The organism is Nostoc flagelliforme FACHB-838 (genome assembly GCF_014698065.1).
GTDB classification, from domain to species: Bacteria; Cyanobacteriota; Cyanobacteriia; order Cyanobacteriales; family Nostocaceae; genus Nostoc; species Nostoc flagelliforme_B.
In genome coordinates this window covers 51,320-71,172 of the sequence record NZ_JACJSI010000015.1, presented here as the reverse complement: position 1 = coordinate 71,172, position 19,853 = coordinate 51,320, and the positions used below count along the sequence as shown (strand labels likewise).

The 19,853-nt window shown below is 42.1% G+C and carries 16 protein-coding genes; 5 read left to right on the top strand and 11 right to left on the bottom strand.

Features of this window, described 5'->3' with window-relative positions; genetic code table 11:
- The first annotated feature begins 493 nt into the window (after positions 1 to 493).
- On the top strand, positions 494 to 1,252 hold the full coding sequence (locus tag H6G97_RS10650; protein WP_190940581.1) for a YebC/PmpR family DNA-binding transcriptional regulator: 759 nt from the start codon (positions 494 to 496) through the stop codon (positions 1,250 to 1,252).
- Between the two features lie 247 nt (positions 1,253 to 1,499).
- Here H6G97_RS10650 and H6G97_RS10645 read toward each other — a convergent pair whose 3' ends face one another.
- On the bottom strand, positions 1,500 to 1,937 hold the full coding sequence (locus tag H6G97_RS10645) for a CAAD domain-containing protein (RefSeq protein WP_190940580.1): 438 nt from the start codon (positions 1,935 to 1,937) through the stop codon (positions 1,500 to 1,502).
- Between the two features lie 942 nt (positions 1,938 to 2,879).
- Here H6G97_RS10645 and H6G97_RS10640 point away from each other — a divergent pair.
- On the top strand, positions 2,880 to 4,604 hold the full coding sequence (locus tag H6G97_RS10640; RefSeq protein WP_190940579.1) for a sensor histidine kinase: 1,725 nt from the start codon (positions 2,880 to 2,882) through the stop codon (positions 4,602 to 4,604).
- A gap of 67 nt (positions 4,605 to 4,671) precedes the next feature.
- Here the strand turns inward: H6G97_RS10640 and H6G97_RS10635 are convergent, their stop codons facing one another.
- The 4 genes from H6G97_RS10635 to H6G97_RS54720 form a co-directional block, all read right to left on the bottom strand.
- The gene (locus H6G97_RS10635; RefSeq protein ID WP_190940578.1) at positions 4,672 to 5,385 is read right to left on the bottom strand and encodes a carbonic anhydrase; all 714 of its coding nucleotides are present in this window, start codon (positions 5,383 to 5,385) and stop codon (positions 4,672 to 4,674) included.
- A gap of 15 nt (positions 5,386 to 5,400) precedes the next feature.
- Positions 5,401 to 5,712 (bottom strand): P-II family nitrogen regulator, encoded by a 312-nt coding sequence (locus H6G97_RS10630; RefSeq protein ID WP_190940577.1) that lies wholly within the window; start codon positions 5,710 to 5,712, stop codon positions 5,401 to 5,403.
- A 4-nt stretch (positions 5,713 to 5,716) separates the two neighbouring features.
- Entirely contained in the window at positions 5,717 to 6,685 is a 969-nt protein-coding gene (locus H6G97_RS10625; protein ID WP_190940576.1) for a sodium-dependent bicarbonate transport family permease, read from the bottom strand.
- A 671-nt stretch (positions 6,686 to 7,356) separates the two neighbouring features.
- Entirely contained in the window at positions 7,357 to 9,984 is a 2,628-nt protein-coding gene (locus tag H6G97_RS54720; protein WP_190940575.1) for a beta strand repeat-containing protein, read from the bottom strand.
- A 457-nt stretch (positions 9,985 to 10,441) separates the two neighbouring features.
- Here H6G97_RS54720 and pcrA point away from each other — a divergent pair, with 457 nt between their 5' ends.
- A complete protein-coding gene (gene pcrA, locus H6G97_RS10615; protein ID WP_190940574.1) occupies positions 10,442 to 12,766 on the top strand; it encodes a DNA helicase PcrA in 2,325 nt (774 codons plus the stop codon).
- Positions 12,767 to 13,400: 634 nt separating this feature from the next.
- On the opposite strand, the gene H6G97_RS10610 is transcribed toward pcrA, so the two are convergent.
- From H6G97_RS10610 to H6G97_RS10590, 5 genes are all read right to left on the bottom strand, one after another.
- Positions 13,401 to 13,694: an antibiotic biosynthesis monooxygenase family protein gene (locus H6G97_RS10610; protein ID WP_190940573.1), complete on the bottom strand. Its 294-nt coding sequence runs from the start codon at positions 13,692 to 13,694 to the stop codon at positions 13,401 to 13,403.
- 86 nt (positions 13,695 to 13,780) lie between these two features.
- Entirely contained in the window at positions 13,781 to 14,092 is a 312-nt protein-coding gene (locus H6G97_RS10605; RefSeq protein WP_190940572.1) for an HNH endonuclease family protein, read from the bottom strand.
- A gap of 137 nt (positions 14,093 to 14,229) precedes the next feature.
- Entirely contained in the window at positions 14,230 to 14,475 is a 246-nt protein-coding gene (locus tag H6G97_RS10600) for an AAA family ATPase (protein WP_242054886.1), read from the bottom strand.
- Between the two features lie 53 nt (positions 14,476 to 14,528).
- Positions 14,529 to 15,062: a GAF domain-containing protein gene (locus H6G97_RS10595; protein WP_190940571.1), complete on the bottom strand. Its 534-nt coding sequence runs from the start codon at positions 15,060 to 15,062 to the stop codon at positions 14,529 to 14,531.
- A 4-nt stretch (positions 15,063 to 15,066) separates the two neighbouring features.
- Complete coding sequence (locus H6G97_RS10590; protein ID WP_190940570.1) at positions 15,067 to 15,984, bottom strand: metallophosphoesterase family protein; 918 nt, start codon at positions 15,982 to 15,984, stop codon at positions 15,067 to 15,069.
- Between the two features lie 135 nt (positions 15,985 to 16,119).
- On the opposite strand from H6G97_RS10590, the gene H6G97_RS10585 reads away from it, so the two are divergent.
- On the top strand, positions 16,120 to 16,998 hold the full coding sequence (locus H6G97_RS10585; RefSeq protein ID WP_190940569.1) for a hypothetical protein: 879 nt from the start codon (positions 16,120 to 16,122) through the stop codon (positions 16,996 to 16,998).
- Positions 16,999 to 17,066: 68 nt separating this feature from the next.
- Entirely contained in the window at positions 17,067 to 17,897 is an 831-nt protein-coding gene (locus H6G97_RS10580; protein WP_190940568.1) for an ATP-grasp domain-containing protein, read from the top strand.
- Between the two features lie 32 nt (positions 17,898 to 17,929).
- On the opposite strand, the gene H6G97_RS10575 is transcribed toward H6G97_RS10580, so the two are convergent.
- Positions 17,930 to 19,840 carry a GAF domain-containing sensor histidine kinase gene (locus H6G97_RS10575; protein ID WP_190940567.1) on the bottom strand — a complete coding sequence of 637 codons (1,911 nt, stop codon included), beginning with the start codon at positions 19,838 to 19,840 and terminating at the stop codon, positions 17,930 to 17,932.
- Between the last annotated feature and the right edge of the window lie 13 nt (positions 19,841 to 19,853).

Sequence of the window (19,853 nt, the reverse complement as noted above, 5' to 3'; positions counted from 1 at the left end):
TCGCGTCTCTATTCCTCATTTCACTTGAAAATCAAATCTAAGAGTTGCTGCGTTGCTTTGAGTGATTATGTTGGGGAACTTTTACCCAACAATACAGATTCAATTTTCCGACCTATACTGTCAGGAATTCGATTGTAACTAGGATAAAGTAGTGTGACACTTTTTTGATTTTTCGCTTGCTATGGCGGGGAGGGTTAAAAAATCGTGCATAATAATATTTATTAAAATAATTTCTAAATTCTCCTCGTTAGCTCAATACTTTCGGGTTTTGGGGGAAAGGGGAAAGGGAAAGGGTTTGAATTTACCTTTTCCCCTTTCCCCTTTAACCTTTCCCTAGACCAAAAGAGAGATTATTGGGTTTATCCCAAAAGCATTGCTAATTAGCTAATAAAAACTTTGCCACTCTGATCTAACGTTGCACAGTTATCTGAAATCATGGTTTTTGCCAACGAATATATCCTAGTCTGGAATAGAGTTTTGATAATTTCAAATTATGGCAGGACACAGTAAATGGGCAAATATTAAGCGCCAAAAAGCGGTAGTAGATGCAAAAAAGGGAAAAACCTTTACTCAGTTATCCAGGGCGATTATCGTGGCTGCTAGAAGCGGAGTACCAGATCCGGCGCTGAATTTTCAACTTCGCACGGCAATTGACAAGGCAAAGGCTGCGAGTATCCCCAATGATAATATTGAACGAGCGATCGCTAAAGGTGCAGGCACTTTTGGCGGCGATAATGCTACCTTTGAAGCGATTCGCTACGAAGGTTACGGCCCCGGTGGCGTAGCGATTTTAATCGAAGCCCTCACAGATAATCGCAATCGCACGGCTGCTGACTTGCGTGTAGCTTTTAGCAAGAATGGTGGCAATCTTGGTGAAACAGGTTGCGTTAGTTGGATGTTTGACCAAAAAGGCGTTTGTGTAGTGCAGGATGTGGTTAACGAAGAACAGCTTTTAGAAGCATCCCTCGAAGGCGACGCCCAGTCTTATGAAATGACTGAAGATGAGATGGCTGAGGTATTTACTGATATTGGTAATTTAGAAACCCTTAGCCAGACACTCAAAGAGCAAGGTATTAAGGTAATCGATGCGGAATTGCGCTGGATTCCCAGTAATAGTGTAGAAGTTACTGATCCGGATCAAGCGCGATCGCTTTTCAAGTTAATTGATACTTTAGAAGGCTTGGATGATGTACAAAATGTCACAGCTAACTTTGAAATATCAGAAGAATTGATGGCTCTGAGCATCTCTTAATCAAAATACAGGTATCATAGCCAAATATAGAGATTTGCATTTGCATGAGGCACAGGGTAGGTTAGCACCAAAACTTTTCAAAAATCCTCTAGCTTCTATCTATATTTTAATGAACTTCGCAGGGGATTTTGAGAGAAGTCTGAACGCCGACTTCCAGCGTTCAGACTTCGGTAATTTGGAATTAGAGCGTATTTCTACACAGGAGCAAGCTAGGCGTAGCGTCTCATAAAGAAGCAATAATTAGATATTAAGCTTCTGGAATTTCTTTACCGACAACTTGTGATTTAAGAGTGGTGATTTCACTAGTTAACTCTTTCCTTGTTGAGGCTTTGAGTAAATAGCGGTAAACAAACCACGCAGAGTAGCCAATACCGATCAACTCGAAAGTAGGTGCTACCAAGGGGATATCATTCAAAGCATCTAATATTGCCAAGAGTACTTTAACCCCAACAATAGACCCCACAATTAAACCAACTGTTACCAGGGGTTGCTTATATTGATTAAAAAAGCTTCCTAGATATTCTGGTAATGTTGCTAAAAACGTAGAAACTTGCTCTCCGTATTTTAGCCATTCATCCTGAGACTGTGCAGGAGGCTGAAGTTTTGTGATGCTTCCCGTCTGGTTGTTGATTTCTGCCACTGTAGCCTCTTTGGATGCGGTTTCGGTAAATTCTTGTTCTGGCATTTTCACTCCCATTAATTTGACAGTTGAGTTTTTCTAATCTGGATAATTACAACCAAAAGGCTGTTGATTAGGTAATGCACAAGTGCATCAGTTCAATTGGGCTAAGGACACAAAAGGGTTGTCGTGCCTTATAACCATAATTGCCTCGTAATAGCTACTGCATCAACTACAAGGTAGACAGTCAGTAGGAGGATAGAACTCAGAATGCAGCAGGATGTATTATAATCAACTTCCTGAGTTCTATTTTTTGGAATCAACTGGAATCCTCAGGTTGTGATTATCCCATTCCGTGTCATTTGCTCATAATCGTACTAAATCTAAGTACAAATCATGCAAAAATAAGTCCAGCTCTCATTTATATAAGGCTAGAAGCCGATTTTATCTGATATTAGAGCGATTTTCAGCCGCGTTCGTCAATTAAACCATTCGTAATTGATATTAATACGTAATAAAAGTTTTTATGTATTCATACAAACTAGACTTTTAACTTATTTTATGATATATGTGCCTGGGAGATGAAGGAAAAGTAATCAATATCCAATGCCCCATGCCCCATACCCAACAAATGGCAAACCTTTTGTTTTTTCCTGATTCTATTACTTTTATAAGGAAGCATTAAGGTAAAGTAGTGGCGTACCTGATGGCAAGAATGCTATCAAGCGCATATTGAGGAAAGTACTGTGTTAAAGAGAAGGCGGGGCTTGAATGCAAGAAGTTATTCGTTGCTGCTGAAAAAAGTAAATCCTGTTCGTTGGCAGTAATTTTACATATAGGTGGTGTCGGCAAAAAAAACACTAGTATAACATAGGGCTATACTAAAAATAAGCAATTATTTGCTCTTGCTATAAAACAAGATAATGTAGATGTTAATCACCAATTAAAGTGTTTCCACAAGTTAAACTAATTTGATTATTTTTGCGGGAAGGCAAGGAGGTTTGAGAAATGCCAACTCAAAAGCCAACCCCTATTGACAGCAGTTCAGAAAGCAAAAAAGTGTCAGCCGAAGAGCCATCGACAGACGAACTCCCAACCATAGAATTTCCCTCACGAGGGAAACTTAAAGCTAGTTCTTGGCGCATCCATCAAAAAATTGGCTATGGGTACTTTGTAGCTATTGGAATTGGCTTTTTTGGCTCACTGACTGGGTTAGTCATCGCTAACTACTACCGGGGAAGGGAAGTCAGACAGTTCAATCAAGCTTATGAACAAGGACAATTACTGAGTAATTATAAAGATGCAGTAGTAGGGGCGCAATTGCATAGCTCTAACCTTGTTGCTGTGTTAGAAAATACACAACAGCTGCAAAGCAAAAAAGCTGATTTTCTGAAGAATGTTGAAAAAGCCAAGCACCTAGAGTCAAAAATTAGCGGATTTATAGACAGAAAACCTAAAAGGCTAGCAGCAACAAGTTCGACTTTACAGACGTTATTGCTGGATTACAAGAATAATTTAAGAGCCTACGTTGAGCAAATCGAGGTTGTCTTACAAAAAATTGACTCCCAGAAAGTACAATCTCAGCAAATTTCTTCTGCCCGATCGCAGTTATTGACAATAATGCGTGGTGAAACAGCCATGCGGCTAGGTCAGCTTTCGCAAAGCTTGGCTAACATCTTGCAAACTGCCCAAGAACAAGAGCAAGAAAGGCAAAGAGCCGTTGAGCAGGCGAGAATAGTTGAGCGATTCATCGTAATTGTGAGTATGCTGGTTTCGGTGGCGATCGCAGCCATTGTAGCTTGGCGTACCAGTCGAGCGATCGCTGAACCAGTGATCACTGTAACTCAAGTAGCTGAACAAGTTGCAAGGAAACATAATTTCGATTTGCGAGCGCCTGTCACCACTGAAGATGAAATTGGGCTACTCGCCAAATCTCTAAATCGTCTGATTGAACGAGTATCTGAGCGAACAAAAGAACTACAACAAGCTAAAGAACTAGCCGAAGCTGCTAGCAAGGCAAAAAGCGTATTTTTGGCCAATGTCAGCCACGAATTACGCACACCATTAAATGCTGTCATTGGCTTAAGCCAACTTCTAGAAGATGATGCCACCGATCTTGGTTTATCGGGAGACTTTATCACAGATTTAGAAACAATTAACGCTGCTGGTAAGCATCTACTGCACTTGATCAACGAAATCCTCGACTTGTCAAAAATTGAAGCGGGGAAAATGACCCTCTATCCAGAGACATTCGAGATTGCAACGCTAATTCATAATGTTGTCCTCACAGTCAAACCAGCTATCGAAAAAAATGCCAATGTTTTAGAAGTGCATTTTGATGAGCAACTTGGCATGATGTACGCCGATCAAACTAGAATGCGGCAGGTATTATTAAACTTACTCAGTAACGCCAGTAAGTTTACTACAAACGGCAAGATCATACTGACAGTTAACAGAGAAAAGGATGAATTTCGACCGGAGGCCCCTTTGGGCATGATTACTTTCACTGTTACTGACACAGGCATAGGTATGTCTCAACGTCAGCAGCAGCAGTTATTTCAACCTTTTACCCAAGGAGATACCTCGACTACGAAGAAGTATGGAGGTACAGGACTGGGGTTAGCAATTAGCCGCCACTTTTGCCAGATGATGGGTGGTGAAATTATTGTCAAAAGTCAGCCGGGAGTTGGCTCTACTTTCACCATTCGTCTGCCAATGACTGTGCAGGATTAAATTGGGCATTGGGCATTGGTTATTAATATCTTCTCCCCCTGCCTCCCCTGTCCCCTCATCTCCCGATCTAAGTAATAATAGTTACTTTCCCTGTATCCAAGTCGTAACGACCCCCGACAATTTTCAATTTACCTGATTCCAATTGCTCAGTTAAAAGTTGCGATCGCTTCAACCGTTCAATTTGATATTGCACATTTGCCACCACAGCATTCTCAACCGCATCACCCGACTGACTCTTGACCTTTTCCACTGCTGGCTTAATTGCCTTCACAAAAGTACCAATATCACCGAGTAACGATTCGTTTTGGACAGCGGCGGTTACAGCCCCACAACGCTCATGACCCATCACCATCAGCAGTGGAGAACCTAACAAGACGACTGCATATTCAATACTGCCGATCGCTTCATGTGTAGCAATATTTCCGGCAATTCGAACATCAAAAATGTCCCCCATACCCTGATCAAAAACAATTTCTGCGGCTACTCGTGAATCCGCACAACTAAGAATAGTTGCAAATGGATGTTGAGCTTGAGCAACTTCCTGCAACCGCAGTGCAGATTGATCGGGGTATTGGGGTTGATGCTGAACAAATCGCTGATTCCCTTCCATCAGCTTTTGTAAAGCGGCATCGGGACTGAGGGATTCAGCAGAATTTGAGGGGATTTCGCCAGCTTTAGCCTGTTCTACCCGCCAGAGTAAATCGCTGGTGGATAGCATCATTCCAAATGCCCCGGTCATTCCTAACTTTAAAAAGTCACGACGTTCTATGAAATGCTTCATTGATTTATAACTTTTTTACATTGACGCAACACATCTGACAGAGCGAATTTCCATCACATCGGAAACGTAGCAAGTACCTCCGAACTTATTAAGGAGTGGTTTGATATTTTCGACAACACGCTTGAGTTCTTCTGGCATACAAAAAGCAAGGATATAAACATTATCAAGCATGGTCATGTCTAAATCTTCTGTCGTTCCTCGTAATCCTTTACCAGCAACATTTCGGATTACGGCATGGTTATGTACACCCGACTTGTCTAAACTATCTAAAATTTTGGCAAGTTCAAAGGAGTTGGCGATAATTTCTATCTTTTTAACTATGTGCATATTATTACCTCCAGAATAGGTTAATTCCGTAGAGATATAACGGAATTCCCACAATAATATTGAATGGAAATGTCACTGCTAGAGCGGTAGAAACATACAGGCTGGGATTTGCTTCTGGAACAGTCATCCGCATAGCCGCTGGGACAGCAATATAAGAAGCACTGGCACACAATACAGCGAACAACAGCGAATCTCCGCGAGGCATACCGATCAATTTGGCGATCGCTAACCCAATGCCTGCATTGAGTATAGGAATTAGTATGGCAAATAAAATTAGGAAAACTCCGGTTTTTTGCAAGTCTTTAATTCTTCTCGCAGCGACTAATCCCATGTCCAGTAAAAAGAAGGTGAGAACGCCATAAAACAACCCTTGAGTAAAGGGTTCTAATACTTGCCAACCGTGTTCACCTGTCAACACACCTATTAATAGACTACCTACTAATAGAAAAACTGAACTATTAAGAAATGCTTCTTGCAAAACTTCCGGCCACGAAAGCTCTCGCTTTCCATCTTCGGTGAATATATTCACCAAAATTAGACCAACTATAATTGCTGGGGATTCCATCAGGGCAAGGGCTGCCACCATGTAACCATCAAAAGCAATGCCAAGCTCAGTTAAAAAAGCGCTAGCTGTGATGAAGGTGACGGCACTGATAGAACCGTAGGTTGCTGCGATCGCAGCAGCATCGTAAGTATCCAATTTCCACTTCAGGATAAAAAAGGTGTAAATTGGCACAACACAAGCCATCATCATTGCTGCTGCCAGTGTTAGAACCACTTCCTGAGTTACACCGCTTTTGATTAGTTCTACCCCTCCTTTAAAACCAATGGCAAACAGCAAATATAACGAAAATAGTTTGGGGACTGGTGCGGGAATTTCGAGATCGGACTTGACAAAAACAGCAATCATGCCTAAAAAGAAAAACAGGATTGGCGGATTCAAAATGTTGGATACAATTAAGCTAAGATCCATATCCACCCCTCTTTGTATTGGTTAAACCTGAAATTAAAGACATTTTTCATCTTTAAAAATTTAACGGTTGAATCATGATGTACTGTGTATTGTTACCCAATGTCAATTGGGTGTTCAAAGAGTGAATAGTCCTATTAGTGACAATACTTTCGGTTAAGTATTACAGCGTTTTGCAAGCAAATAAACCACGGACTAAGGAACATTGCGGTGTCCCTATGAAAATCTGTAGTTCGATTAACTGAAAATAGCTGTAAGCTACTGTTAACAACAGAACAAGTCAGAGTTTGCTCACTATTTTTATGATGTTTTATTCCCCGTCGCTGATTTTACGACAGAACGCGCAGGAATAACTGGTCGCTAACTTTTCTACGTAGAAAAGTTAACGTATTGTCATAGCAATCATGAATTGCCACAACACAAACCTTGCCTAAATCCCAGTATTTTTTGATTTACAACAATTACTATTTCACGACATCACCCCAGATAAGCGACAGCTTTAAGGTGCTTTTGTCCTGAAAAACTGCTGCTCCTCTCAAGAAAAGCTTGCCTAAACTAATAACTTTCTCTTCTTTGAACCGTATTGTCTCCAGAGGTATCTATCTGTAGAGGGGGCGAAGAAAATGGGCAGGCTTATTACTACTAACGCCTATGAGATAGAGGAATTAAGAAACTCATGCTCCATTTGCCAAAGTGCTGTAAGAGAAAGAGCTATCTGCAAAGATAAATTTCTCAAAGCCAGTTGTAGACAAGCTAATGGAGCTTCCATTGTTGTTGAAAGTGATGTTGGCATTAAGGGTATTGCCCGAAATAATACCAGATACAAAGAGTTCAGAGCGATTGAAAGCTCTAAGATCCAGGGTATCAAAACCTTGACTGCCATCAACAGTTGCAGCACCGAATCCTTTGAAGTAGTCATTCCCAGTGCCCAGAGCAATGTTAATTTCGCCACCGATAGAGACTTTCTGTTGAACTCCATCTAGGATGCTGGTGGCGATAACTTTGTCATTGCCATTGCCTGTGTTGATGATTCCTTGCCCATAAATGCCATAGGCAGTACCACCAATTGTTGCTGTAGCCTGTCCGGTAAGGATGTCACAACCATTATCGGTATCAATAACTCCGTCGTTGAAGATGCCATAGGCAGTGGCGTTTGTTCCTGAACTGTTCCCATAACCCGTAATTGCGTCGTTGCCCCATCCTGTAGTGATAGTGGCATCTTTGATGTTCTGAATGCCAGTTCCAGCACTGCCGCTGCCGCCGCTGCCACCTTCGCTGCCGCTGCCGCCTCTTCCGCCGAAACCGTTGCCGATGATAGTGTCTTCTCCGTCCCCTGCATTCAGACTGCCACTATTGCTGATGCCAATACCAGTTCCGCCGTTGCCGCCGTCGCGGGGACCGTTGCCGCCGTCACGGGGACCGATACTACCGTCGGTACTATTGCCACCGTTGCCGCCGATACCATTGCCAATAATAGTGTCTTCTCCATTCCCTGCATTCAGACTGCCACTGTTGCTGATACCAGTACCAGCTTTACCGTTGCCGCCGTCGCGGGTGCCGTCACCGATACTGCCGTTGCGACCGCCAGTTCCGCCGTCGCCGCCAGTACCTTTGCCGATGATAGTGTCTTCTCCGTTCCCTGCATTCAGACTACCACTGTTGCTGATGCCAGTACCAGCTTCACCGTCGCCGCCGTTGTCGCCGAAACCGCCGGAACTGCCAGTACCATTGCCCGTGATCGTGTCTTCTCCGTCCCCTGCATTCAGACTGCCAATATTGCTGATGCCGATTCCCGTTCCACCGTCACCGCCGCTGCCGCCGCCGGCACCGTTGCCGCCAGTACCATTGCCAGCGATAGTATCTTGTCCGTCCCCGGCATTCAGACTGCCACTGTTGCTGATGCCCGTCCCAGCTCCACCGTCGCCACCACTGCCGCCGAAACCGCCGTTGCCGCCAGTACCGTTGCCAGCGATAGTATCATTTCCGTCCCCGGCATTCAGACTGTCACTGTTGCTGATGCCGATTGCAGTTCCGCCGTTGCCACCGCCACCGCCGCCGCCGCCGTTACCGCCAGTACCGTTGCCAGCGACAGTATCTTGTCCGTCCCCGGCATTCAGACTGCCACTGTTGCTAATGCCGATTCCAGTTCCACCGTCACCGCCGCCTCCGCCTTCAGCGCCGAAACCACCAGTACCGTTACCGGTAATCGTGTCTTTTCCATCTCCTGCATTCAGACTGCCACTGTTGCTGATGCCCGTCCCAGCTCCACCGTCACCGCCGCCGCCGCCGTAACCGCCGTTGCCGCCAGTACCGTTGCCAGTGATATTATCTTGTCCATCTCCTGCATTCAGACTGCCACTGTTGCTGATGCCCGTCCCAGCTCCACCGTCGCCGCCGCCTCCGCCTTCACCACCGAAACCGCCGGTACCTTTGCCGATGATCGCGTCTTCTCCATCTCCTGCATTCAGACTGCCACTATTGCTGATGCTGATGCCCGTCCCAGATCCACCGTCGCCACCACTGCCGCCTTCACCACCGAAACCGCCGGTACCGTTGCCGATGATCGTGTCTTTTCCATCTCCTGCATTCAGACTGCCACTGTTGCTGATGCCCGTCCCAGCTCCACCGTCGCCGCCGCCGCCGCCTTCACCACCGAAACCGCCGATACCGTTGCCAGTAATCGTGTCTTTTCCATCTCCTGTATTCAGACTGCAACTATTGCTGATGCCCGTCCCAACTCCACCGTCGCCGCCACTGCCGCCTTCGTTGCCGCCAGTACCGTTGCCGGCGATAGTGTCATTTCCGTCCCCGGCATTCAGACTGCCACTGTTGCTGATGCCCGTCCCATCTCCACCATCGCTGCCTCGGTTGCCGGCTTCACCACCGAAACCGCCGATACCCTTGCCAGTGATAGTGTCATTTCCGTCCCCAGCATTCAGACTGCTACTGTTGCTGATGCCCGTCCCAGCTCCGCCGACACCGGCGCCGTCAACGAAGCTGTCGCCAATGCCGCCCTTGCCGCCAGTGCCTTTGGCAGTGATGGTGTCATTTCCGTCCCCAGTATTGAGACTGCCACTGTTGCTGATGCCGATACCAACTTTGCCCTGCTCGGCGATTTGGCTGTTACCACCGTTATCACCAGTACCGATGCCAGTGATGGTGTCCTTTCCTGAGCGTGTACGAATAAAACCTTCAGTTAAAATATCAATACCAATTGCCGGCGATGCATTTAACTCTTCCCCGGCTAAAGTGTCAGAACCGGGGGTGCCGATGAAATTTGGTGGAACGGTAAGTCTAGGCATATTGAAAATCCTCTCAATTAGGTTAGTACAGTCAATTCGCTTAATAAGTTACGTTTTTAGGTACTAATTTAAAATATTATTTGGCACTTAATTTCAGATAAAATTATCCCAATCTGAGTCTTCTGGTGTTGCTGAACCAAGTGTGCGGTTTTCCTCGAAAAACACAATTAATTATAACTGACTGCCCCTCATGCCCTTCAATTGGTTCGTTAGGATGAACCACACCGTTTTGGAATATGCCTTTGACTGACAGCATAGCTTTTTCTTGCTTCTACATAAATCATGATAGAGTACCATTCTGGTTAAGAATATTGCCACACAATCTTTATTCACTAAGTTTCGTTAGGATATTGTAACCTGGGCAATAGCAACTCTCTATTGATGTGATGCCAGGCGTAGGCGTAGCCCGCACTTCGACAAGCTCAGTGACCATCGGAGACATCGCTTTTTCACATCCATGACAACAACCATCGACTTTCTCAGTCACCTTAACCCTAGTCAACGTCAAGCTGTCGAACACTACTGCGGCCCGTTGCTAGTTGTTGCTGGCGCAGGTTCCGGCAAAACGCGAGCGCTGACTTATCGCATTGCCAATCTGATTCTTAAACACCGTGTCGATCCAGAAAATATCCTGGCGGTTACTTTTACCAATAAAGCCGCGCGGGAGATGAAAGAACGGATTCAACGGTTGTTTGCTGAACAACTGGCAATGAAACAACACGGTCAGCGATTGGATTTGTTGACAGAATATCAACAAACGCAACTGCGATCGCAAGTTTACAAAAACACGATCAAAGATTTGTGGTGTGGCACTTTCCACAGTCTATTTTCTCGCATTCTCCGCTTTGATATTGAAAAATACGTAGACGAAAAAGGACGCAAGTGGAATCGTAATTTTTCTATTTTTGATGAATCAGATGTAATCAGTCTCGTCAAAGAAATCGTTAATAAAGAGCTAAATCTAGACGATAAGAAGTTTGACGCCCGCTCTGTCCGCTACGCTATTAGTAATGCTAAAAACCAAGGTTTATCACCCCAAGAATTTGAGCAAGACCAACCAAATTACCGCGGACGCGTGATTGCCCAAGTTTACAATTTATATCAAGATAAGTTAGCACAAAACAACGCTCTTGACTTTGACGATCTTATTCTTGTACCTACTAGATTATTTCAACAAAACGAGCAGGTATTGGGTTACTGGCATCGCAAGTTTCGTCATATCCTTGTAGATGAATATCAGGATACTAACCGCACTCAATATCAACTTATTAATTTATTAGTTACTAATGGCGAAACCAAAAAGAGCGAATGGCAATGGAAAAATCGCTCGGTTTTTGTTGTCGGTGATGCAGACCAATCAATTTACAGCTTTCGGATGGCAGATTTTACCATCTTGCTAGGATTTCAGGAAGACTTTGGCGATGGTTTGGTAGATGATGATACCCGGACGATGGTTAAGCTGGAAGAAAACTATCGTTCTTGTGAAAACATTCTCCAAGCGGCGAATGAACTGATTGAAAATAACACCCAACGTATTGATAAAGTCCTGAAAGCGACGCGGGGGACGGGTGAACAGATTACTTGTCACAAAGCCGACGAAGAACTTGCAGAAGCGGCATTTGTGATTAATCAAATTAGCACTTTAGAACAGCAAAATCCAGAGTTAAACTGGGGTAGTTTTGCCATACTTTATCGGACGAATGCTCAATCTCGTCCCTTTGAAGAATTATTGGTGAAATATCAAATTCCTTACACAGTTGTAGGGGGAATGAGGTTTTACGATCGCAAAGAAATTAAAGATGTCGTCGCTTATTTAAGAGCGATAAATAACCCAGCTGATACAGTCAGTTTATTACGAGTTATTAATACTCCCCGGCGGGGAATTGGCAAAACCACTATTGACGCTTTGATGAACGCATCTCAGCAATTAGGGACAACTTTGTGGGAAATACTCAGCGATGAAACATCAGTTAATACATTAGCTGGACGGGCGACAAAAGCTGTGAATAGTTTTGCCGAAATGATTAGCCGTTGGCAAGGACAAGTTGCCACGCTTCCTGTAACTGAGGTTTTGCAAGGAATATTAGAAGATTCTGGTTACGTTCAAGACTTGATGAATCAAGGCACAGATGAAGCCACAGATCGGGTACAAAACGTCCAGGAACTTTATAACGCTGCACTGCAATTTCAAGAAGAAAACGAAGAGATTTCCCTGCGAGATTTTTTGAGTAGCGCCGCCCTCAGTTCGGATTTGGATAATTTAAAAGAAGGACAAACAGCCGTTTCTTTGATGACTTTGCACGCTTCCAAAGGTTTGGAATTTCCCGTAGTATTTTTGGTGGGATTAGAACAGGGGCTATTTCCCGGCTACCGTTCCCTAAGCGATCCTGCATCTTTGGAAGAAGAACGCCGCCTGTGTTATGTGGGGATTACTCGCGCTCAAGAGCGGTTGTATTTATCACACGCGCGGGAACGTCGTTTGTATGGTTCTCGTGAACCCGCCATGCGATCGCAATTTCTCGATGAATTGCCAGAAGAATTATTATCTACTCAACGCCTGAGTCGTCAAACGTATACTAAAGCTGCCTCTACTACTAGTGGGAAACAAGACTCAACGCAGAATTGGCAAGTAGGTGATAGAGTATTACACAAAACTTTTGGTATTGGTGAAATTACTCATGTTTTCGGAACAGGTAATAAGATGTCTGTGGCAATTAAATTTGCTAGTTTGGGACAAAAAATAGTTGACCCAAGGGTAGCGCAGTTGCAACGAGTAGAGTAAGAGATATATAAACGACCAGATAGACTATATTTTGATGGTGCGTTGCTACACGAGAAGCATTTATAAATCTAGAACATACTGTAGTAACTAAAACTTGTTCATTTATAACTCCAGAACGTGCTGGATTAACTAAAACTTGTTAATTAATAAGTTAAGAAGAAGTTTTATTAACTAAAACTCCTATTTTACTTATTATTATTGAACTTCTTATAATTAGTTATTGAATTGATTAAATCCAACTTTAGTTTTACTTATTTAAAAACGAGTATTTGTAACTAAAATATCAACATTTATAAGTTGAGCTTAAGTTGTATTAACTCCAGCTTCTTCTGAAGTTATTAAAGGATGAGTTTTTGTAACTTATTCTCTTAAAACTGCTAGACAGCTACAGCAAAGAAAGCTTTGCGATATTGGGGCGTTTGCAAAGTATCTCAAACGTTTGTCCCACATACGCTTTATTCCACCCCCAACCCCTCCTCTTACCAAGGGGAGGGGCGGTTTTAGCTTTAGACAAAACCGGGGTGGGGTAACGCAGTGAGTAACGGTCACTGAATGAACTTAATATCACGTCTTGACAAGGGTTTCACATTAAGTTTGCACCAATGAGTAATGCTAAACCCTTATGACTTGTTTTTTATATTTCAATTTCTTCAAAGTGTTCAACAGTGGGAGATGGATCATAAAAATGATGCAGAAGTTTTTTCCACTCTTGAAACCCAGGAGAATTTCTAAATCCAACAGTATGAGACTCTAAAGTTTCCCATCTGACAAGTAATAAATATTTCCCTTTGACTTCTATACATTTATGCAATTCATGGGATAAATATCCTTCCATTGAGGAAATAATTTTAGAAGCTTTTTTGAAAGTAGCTTCAAAATCGGATTCTAGACTAGGTTTGACATGAAGAATAACTGCCTCAAGAATCATACAATTTCGCGGTGATAATTAAGTTAATATTACTTAGTTTAATCTAAATGTATGTCTACGACGGGCTACCCTATGCAAACACTTTATTAAATTAAAAATAATTTTTGAAAAAAATAATTACTAGTAGCACAAAATGGAGTATGTTGACTATTAGCATCTAGTTTTTCATAACCTTGAGCAAGTAGCTGTATTTCTGCTTCAGTTAAACCATCAGTAGCAAGTAATGCAGCATCAATTGCTAGCCTAGGCATATTTTGCAGCTTACTGATATTGAGTGCAAGCTTCTCAATTGTTGTTTCAGCAGCAGCTTTTTTAGCTGGCTCATCTGTTGATTGAATTTCGCCAGAAGGAAGATATTTAAAAAAATCAGCACAGGTTATTTCTAGAGGTGAGACCATTAGATGATCGTCATACCAGTTATCTTTTCTATGACCACAATGAACTGGTACTCGAAGTTGCTCATCATCTCAACCTTGACATGACACCATGAGATTTGTGTATTCATAAGTCAATTGTGTATAAATACTTTTGATTTTCAAGTGTTCAATTGTGTTTCCTTTTGTCCATTAGTAATGTCTTCTTCCCTGAAGAGTCTTCCAGATGGTGTTGAGTGTTCAATCGAGCTAGTAAAACGCGACAAAAGAATAGCAAGGCAATCAAGAATACTCGATTTCCCTACACCGTTGATACCAATAAGTACCGTTGGACTTGTTTCATCAAACTCCAGCGTCAAATCTCCGATTTTACGGAAGGCTTGCATTTTCAAGCGCTTGACTTTCATAGTTTTAACAACGCTGAACGTAATGTATTCGATTAGTAATGCCTAGTCTACAGCTAATCAAAAGCAGACTTGACATAAGAAATTGCAAAAGGTGTAATTTTCTCGACAAGATTATTAATCACCCCTCGTTCATATTCAGTCCAAATTCTGGGATGACCAAAAATGCATGGTTGTAAAATTCCCCAGAGTTGTCCATCCTGGCGGATATGGGCATGAATAAGGGCGCGATGTCCAAAATACTTCTGTTCAAATTCCCGATTTAACACTTGAGGTTCGGCAGTTTCCACATCTTCGACAAAGATTGAAGGTTTAGCACGTAATGCAGCCGCAAACATCGGATCTTCATCTACTAAAGTTGGGGGTTGTGCTGCCCAGTCTTCATTGTAAACAGTAGGTATATCTGGAGTGCGAATCCAACAAAAGGCGACTCTACCAAGGTTATTTTGTGGATTATGCAGGTATAGAAAACATCTATCAGACTGTAGAAAATCGCCTATAGCTGGTAACAGTGCAGAAAATAGAGTATCCAGTGTTTGAGATGATTCTATAATATTGTTGAGTGCAAAAGGAAGTTCTTGCTGAGTCATATAACTAAGCTGATTTTAATTGAATAATACCTTTATCAAAAATGCGATTATCAGTAGCGATCGCACTTACTTCTATTCTATCTGGATACACCTCATACGCTGCAAAACTCAGCTTCTCAGCAGAATGCTCTGTCCATTCTGAACGCCCTACAGGACGAGTACCTGCACCAGCACCAGTAACTAAATAAGTCGTTCCACTAATAGCACTAGTGCGTTCATAACTATGGTCATGACCATTGATGTAGAGTTGAACGCCATATTTTTGAAACAGAGGAGTAAAAGTTTTAATAAAAGTTTGATTGACTCCATAGTGACCGGATGAATAAATTGGATGGTGGCCAAATACGACTTTCCAAGGAGCTTTACTAAGACTTAATTCTTTTTCTAACCAAGGTATCTGGTTTTTCAAATCAGCATTACTGTTAGTATCTAAAGCGAAAAATTGTACTTGATTACGTTTAAATGTATAGTAACGTCCCTTCATATTAAAGCCAGCATACTTGACTTGTGGTTCGCCATTGGCGGTACGAATATCGTGATTACCTAAACAAGCCTGAAATTTCACGCCTTGCTTGAGTAAAACTTGATAAGGACGCTCAAAAACTGCATTAATTTTCTCAATTTCGCCGTTATTGTAAATGTTGTCTCCAGCTAAAACGACTAAATCATAAGGATTTTTCTTATGATAAGCATTCATTGCTCCAGCCACAGCATACTGTCCTTTCGCGCCAGTCCCTGTATCAGCTACAGACACAAAACGTAATAACAAGTCTTTTTTGGCTGGGTTGGCGGCTATAGCTGTTATGGAATTGGTAATATCAGCACTTTGATGATTTTTATGAGCTAACATCCAGCTTAAAAATCCTGTACCAATGGCGCTGACGCTACTTAAAAATATAAATTGACGGCGTTTCAGTTTCATAATTCACCAAATTTAAGAAATAGTCAGTTTAGCGAAAACAAGGAGCAATGAAGTGATACATTAATGCAAAAGAAGGCAGCACCAGTAATAATGTACGTTGTTTGTCTTTGATTCGCTGCTTTTGGTGAAAGTTCCATGTCACAAGACAATCAGTCAAAACCGACGGATGAGCAGATAACTCAACCTCCCCAAAAACCTTACCAGAGAGTTCAGCCATTTTGGAAGGCTAAAATTATCCAACTTCTCCAAGGGACGATTGGGGTTTTAGAAGTAACGGTGGAAAAACTGGAGACAGTACCCCCACCTGGTACTGAGGAAAAACCTGGTTTTTTTCAGCAGCTTCAGTTGAGGTGGGGTGGGCTGTTAAGGACAATCCGCTTGTTTTTACCATCAAATGTGTCAACAAAGTTATCAGATACAGCTTTGACGGGAATTGTGACTGGAGTTGCTGTAATTCTTGTTTGGACGACTACGACTGTCTTTACTGGTAAACCTACGGAAGTAGCAACTGTTCCTCCGGTTGAAGAGGTTCCTGCACCGACACCAACGATAACTACTCCACCGGAGTCAGTTGCACCAGAACCACAGCCAGCAGAGAAAATTACGCCGCCAGAAGTACAAACTACTCCACCAACGCCGGAACCGGAACCAGAACCAATTCCAACGCCGACACCGACACCGACACCGACACCAATTATAGAATTGACACCTGAACAAGCTTTGATTGCGGCTATTGAAAATCAGGTAGCCGAAATTAGCGATCGCATTGCCTCTGGTCTGATAAAGTCAATTCAAGCCAACTTCCGTACAAGTAACTTGACTGTCAAAATTAGTGATGATTGGTACACTCTCAAAGAATCTCAGCAGGACGAACTAGCTGCGGAAATATTACAACGCTCTCAAGAACTTGATTTTACCCATTTAGAAATTCTCGACTCTCAAGATAGGTTAATAGCTCGTAACCCAGTTGTTGGTACTGAAATGGTAATTTTTAAGCGGCAGACAGCAAGTTAAAATAATTCGTAATGGGCTACGCCCCGCTACGCTAACTAACGTAATTTGGAGTTTAACTTGAAGTATTTATGTTAGACAATGTTTCGCTATTGCTCAAAGCTTGTGAAAACTTAAACATTAACTATGAAATTCTTCATCCTTCTGAAAACTTAGTCAAAATAAAATTGAATAGTAAACAGTATTATTTTTGTAACTATAGCACTCCGTTACTTAATCAAGCAGTAGCACACCTGCTCAAAGACAAAGAATATACCTATCATGTTTTAAATAAAAAAGTTAAAATTCCTCGGACGGTGGGGTTTCTTTCCCCTTTTTGTGACACCAAATATAAGATTTACTTAAAATTTCCAACTATTCAAGATATCCTATTAGAAATAAAAGAGAACTTTGAAACACCAGTGATTATTAAAAGGAACTCTGGTGCAAGCGGACATAATGTCTTTTTATGTAATAATATAGATGAAACTGAAACTGCTTTAAAAGAAATATTTAATATAAATAACAAGTATGATTATGTCGCTCTTGCTCAAGAATTTATTCACATCAAATCTGAATATAGAGCGGTTTTCTTAAATAAAGAGTTAGTTCTACTCTATGAAAAAGATATAACTGATGCCAAATTTGTCGGTAATCTCAGTCCTTTACACTGGGATGGTGCGAAAGCAAAGTATATTAACGATCCAGAAATACTGTCAGAGATTGTTAATTTTGCTCAACCAGTTTTTGAAGAGTTAGACCTTGATTATGGTGGTTTTGATATCGTATTAGATCGAGATAATCAATATTGGTTAATTGAAATCAACTCTCACCCAAATTTTGGCATTTTTATTAGAGACAATGGAGAAGAGCATGTGTTGAAAATTTTTGACAAAATGCTCGTTAACCTAGCCTCAAATTGAAGAAATAAATCATCGTATCTCCTGCTTAACTCCTAACTAACCACTCTTATTGTCTGAGTTGGTATCCATACAGTAAAAACTGAACCAATACTTACAGTTGATTCTACTTCTATTCGACCCCGATGAAGCTCTACAAGTTGTTTAGTTAAAGCTAGTCCAAGTCCAGTACCTTCGTAGCGGCGGCGATAGGGTGTATCGAGTTGCTGAAATTTCTCAAATAGTAATGGTAATTGTTCTTCAGGAATGCCAATTCCGGTATCTTCTACTTGAAAAATCGCAGTGTCATCTTCTACCCAAAGACGTAAAGTAACGCTGCCACTTTCGGGGGTGAATTTAATCGCATTAGTTAACAGATTCCAGAGAATTTGTTCTACTCGTTCGGCATCGGCAGTAAAACGATCGCGCCTGGGATCGATTTGCAAATCAAGTATAAGATTAATTTGTTCGCTTGTTGCTTTTTTTCGCAGTGACTCTATAGCACTTTCGGCAACAGTCACCAGAGAAAATTCTGAAATATTTAAAGCTGTCTTACCAGCTTCGATTTGCGATAAATCGAGGATGTCATTAATCATTCCTAATAAATGCTCTCCACTGTCGTGGATTGTTTGTAGATAACCCCGTTGTCGTTGACTCAATTCACCTAAAGGCCAACGTAATAACGTCGAAGACATCCCAATCACATAAGTTAAAGGCGTGAGCAATTCATGACTCATAGTAGCGAGAAACTCACTTCTGATCCGGCTAGCAGCTTCGGCGGCGAGGAGAGCATCACGCAGAGCCGTTGTGCGTTCAATAACTCGTTGTTCGAGATTTTGTTTTTCTTGGGTGAGGGTTTGCATTAACTCAGCTTGGTGAATTGCGATCGCTAATTGTTCGGCGATCGCCATCAGCAAGTTTTTTTCGCTATCATTCCACTGGTGAGGTTCATTGCACTGATGAGCAATCAGCAATCCCCACAGTTTGTCCTCAAACATAATCGGTGCAGCGAACTTAGCCCTAACTTGGCATTCCCTTAAAAAATTCAACAAACACTCTTCTAAAGCATAAGTTTTTTCGACATCATCCACAGCTAAAGTAAAGCCTTGGCAATACTTCTCCCAACACTGAGAGGTTCGGATAAAACAATTTTTTTCTGTGTAATTCAACACCGATGTAATAACATCTGTAGCACGAGCTTCGTAGACAATATAACCTCCATACTGTTGGTAATCTTCTACTAGAGGTTGATTATTGACTGATACAAAAAGTGAGTGTTTACTGTTATTTTCCTTAACTTGGGAACCTTCAAATTTATAGATTACTAATCTATCTAATTCCAGAAACTCACGCACTTGTGTAATTGCTGTTGCCATAATCACTGGCAAATCAAGACTTTTGCGGATCTGCGTTGTTACCTGATTTAACAACCTCTCTTGGGAAATTTGTTTTTTTAAAGCATCTTCCACTGGCTGACAGATATAAACCGCCGCCGCAATTGGGCTTGGAGGTGCTATTATTTCTTCGTTTGGCTGAGTTAGGAGATATTCTAATAACAACAGTGTGAATTGACTTTGGAGCGTGGCATCATTAGGTTTAATAATTTGCTGATAGCGTTCGAGATTTTGGTGAGTATAAGAGTCGCACTCAAACAAGTCTCTTAATTCGTAGATAAAGGACGCGATCGCCTCTAAATTAAACGTCAACTGAGCATTGAGTGCCGAGTAAATTCCCTGCTCCTCCTCAAAGTTTCCTACCAGAAGGGCACTAAACTGCTCAGAAACCACCAACGTAAACCTTTGCATTTGCCATTCCACAGGTATGCAAATCCGCATCAACACAGCTTCTGTCAGTATCAGAGTGGCACTTCCCACCGTTTGAGCCATCCGTTCCAACAATTCCCCAAGCTGATTAAATACAACAATAGGCAAAGTTCGAGAAAAGCTCAAATCAGGAGAACTAAGCATTTTCAATCATTTT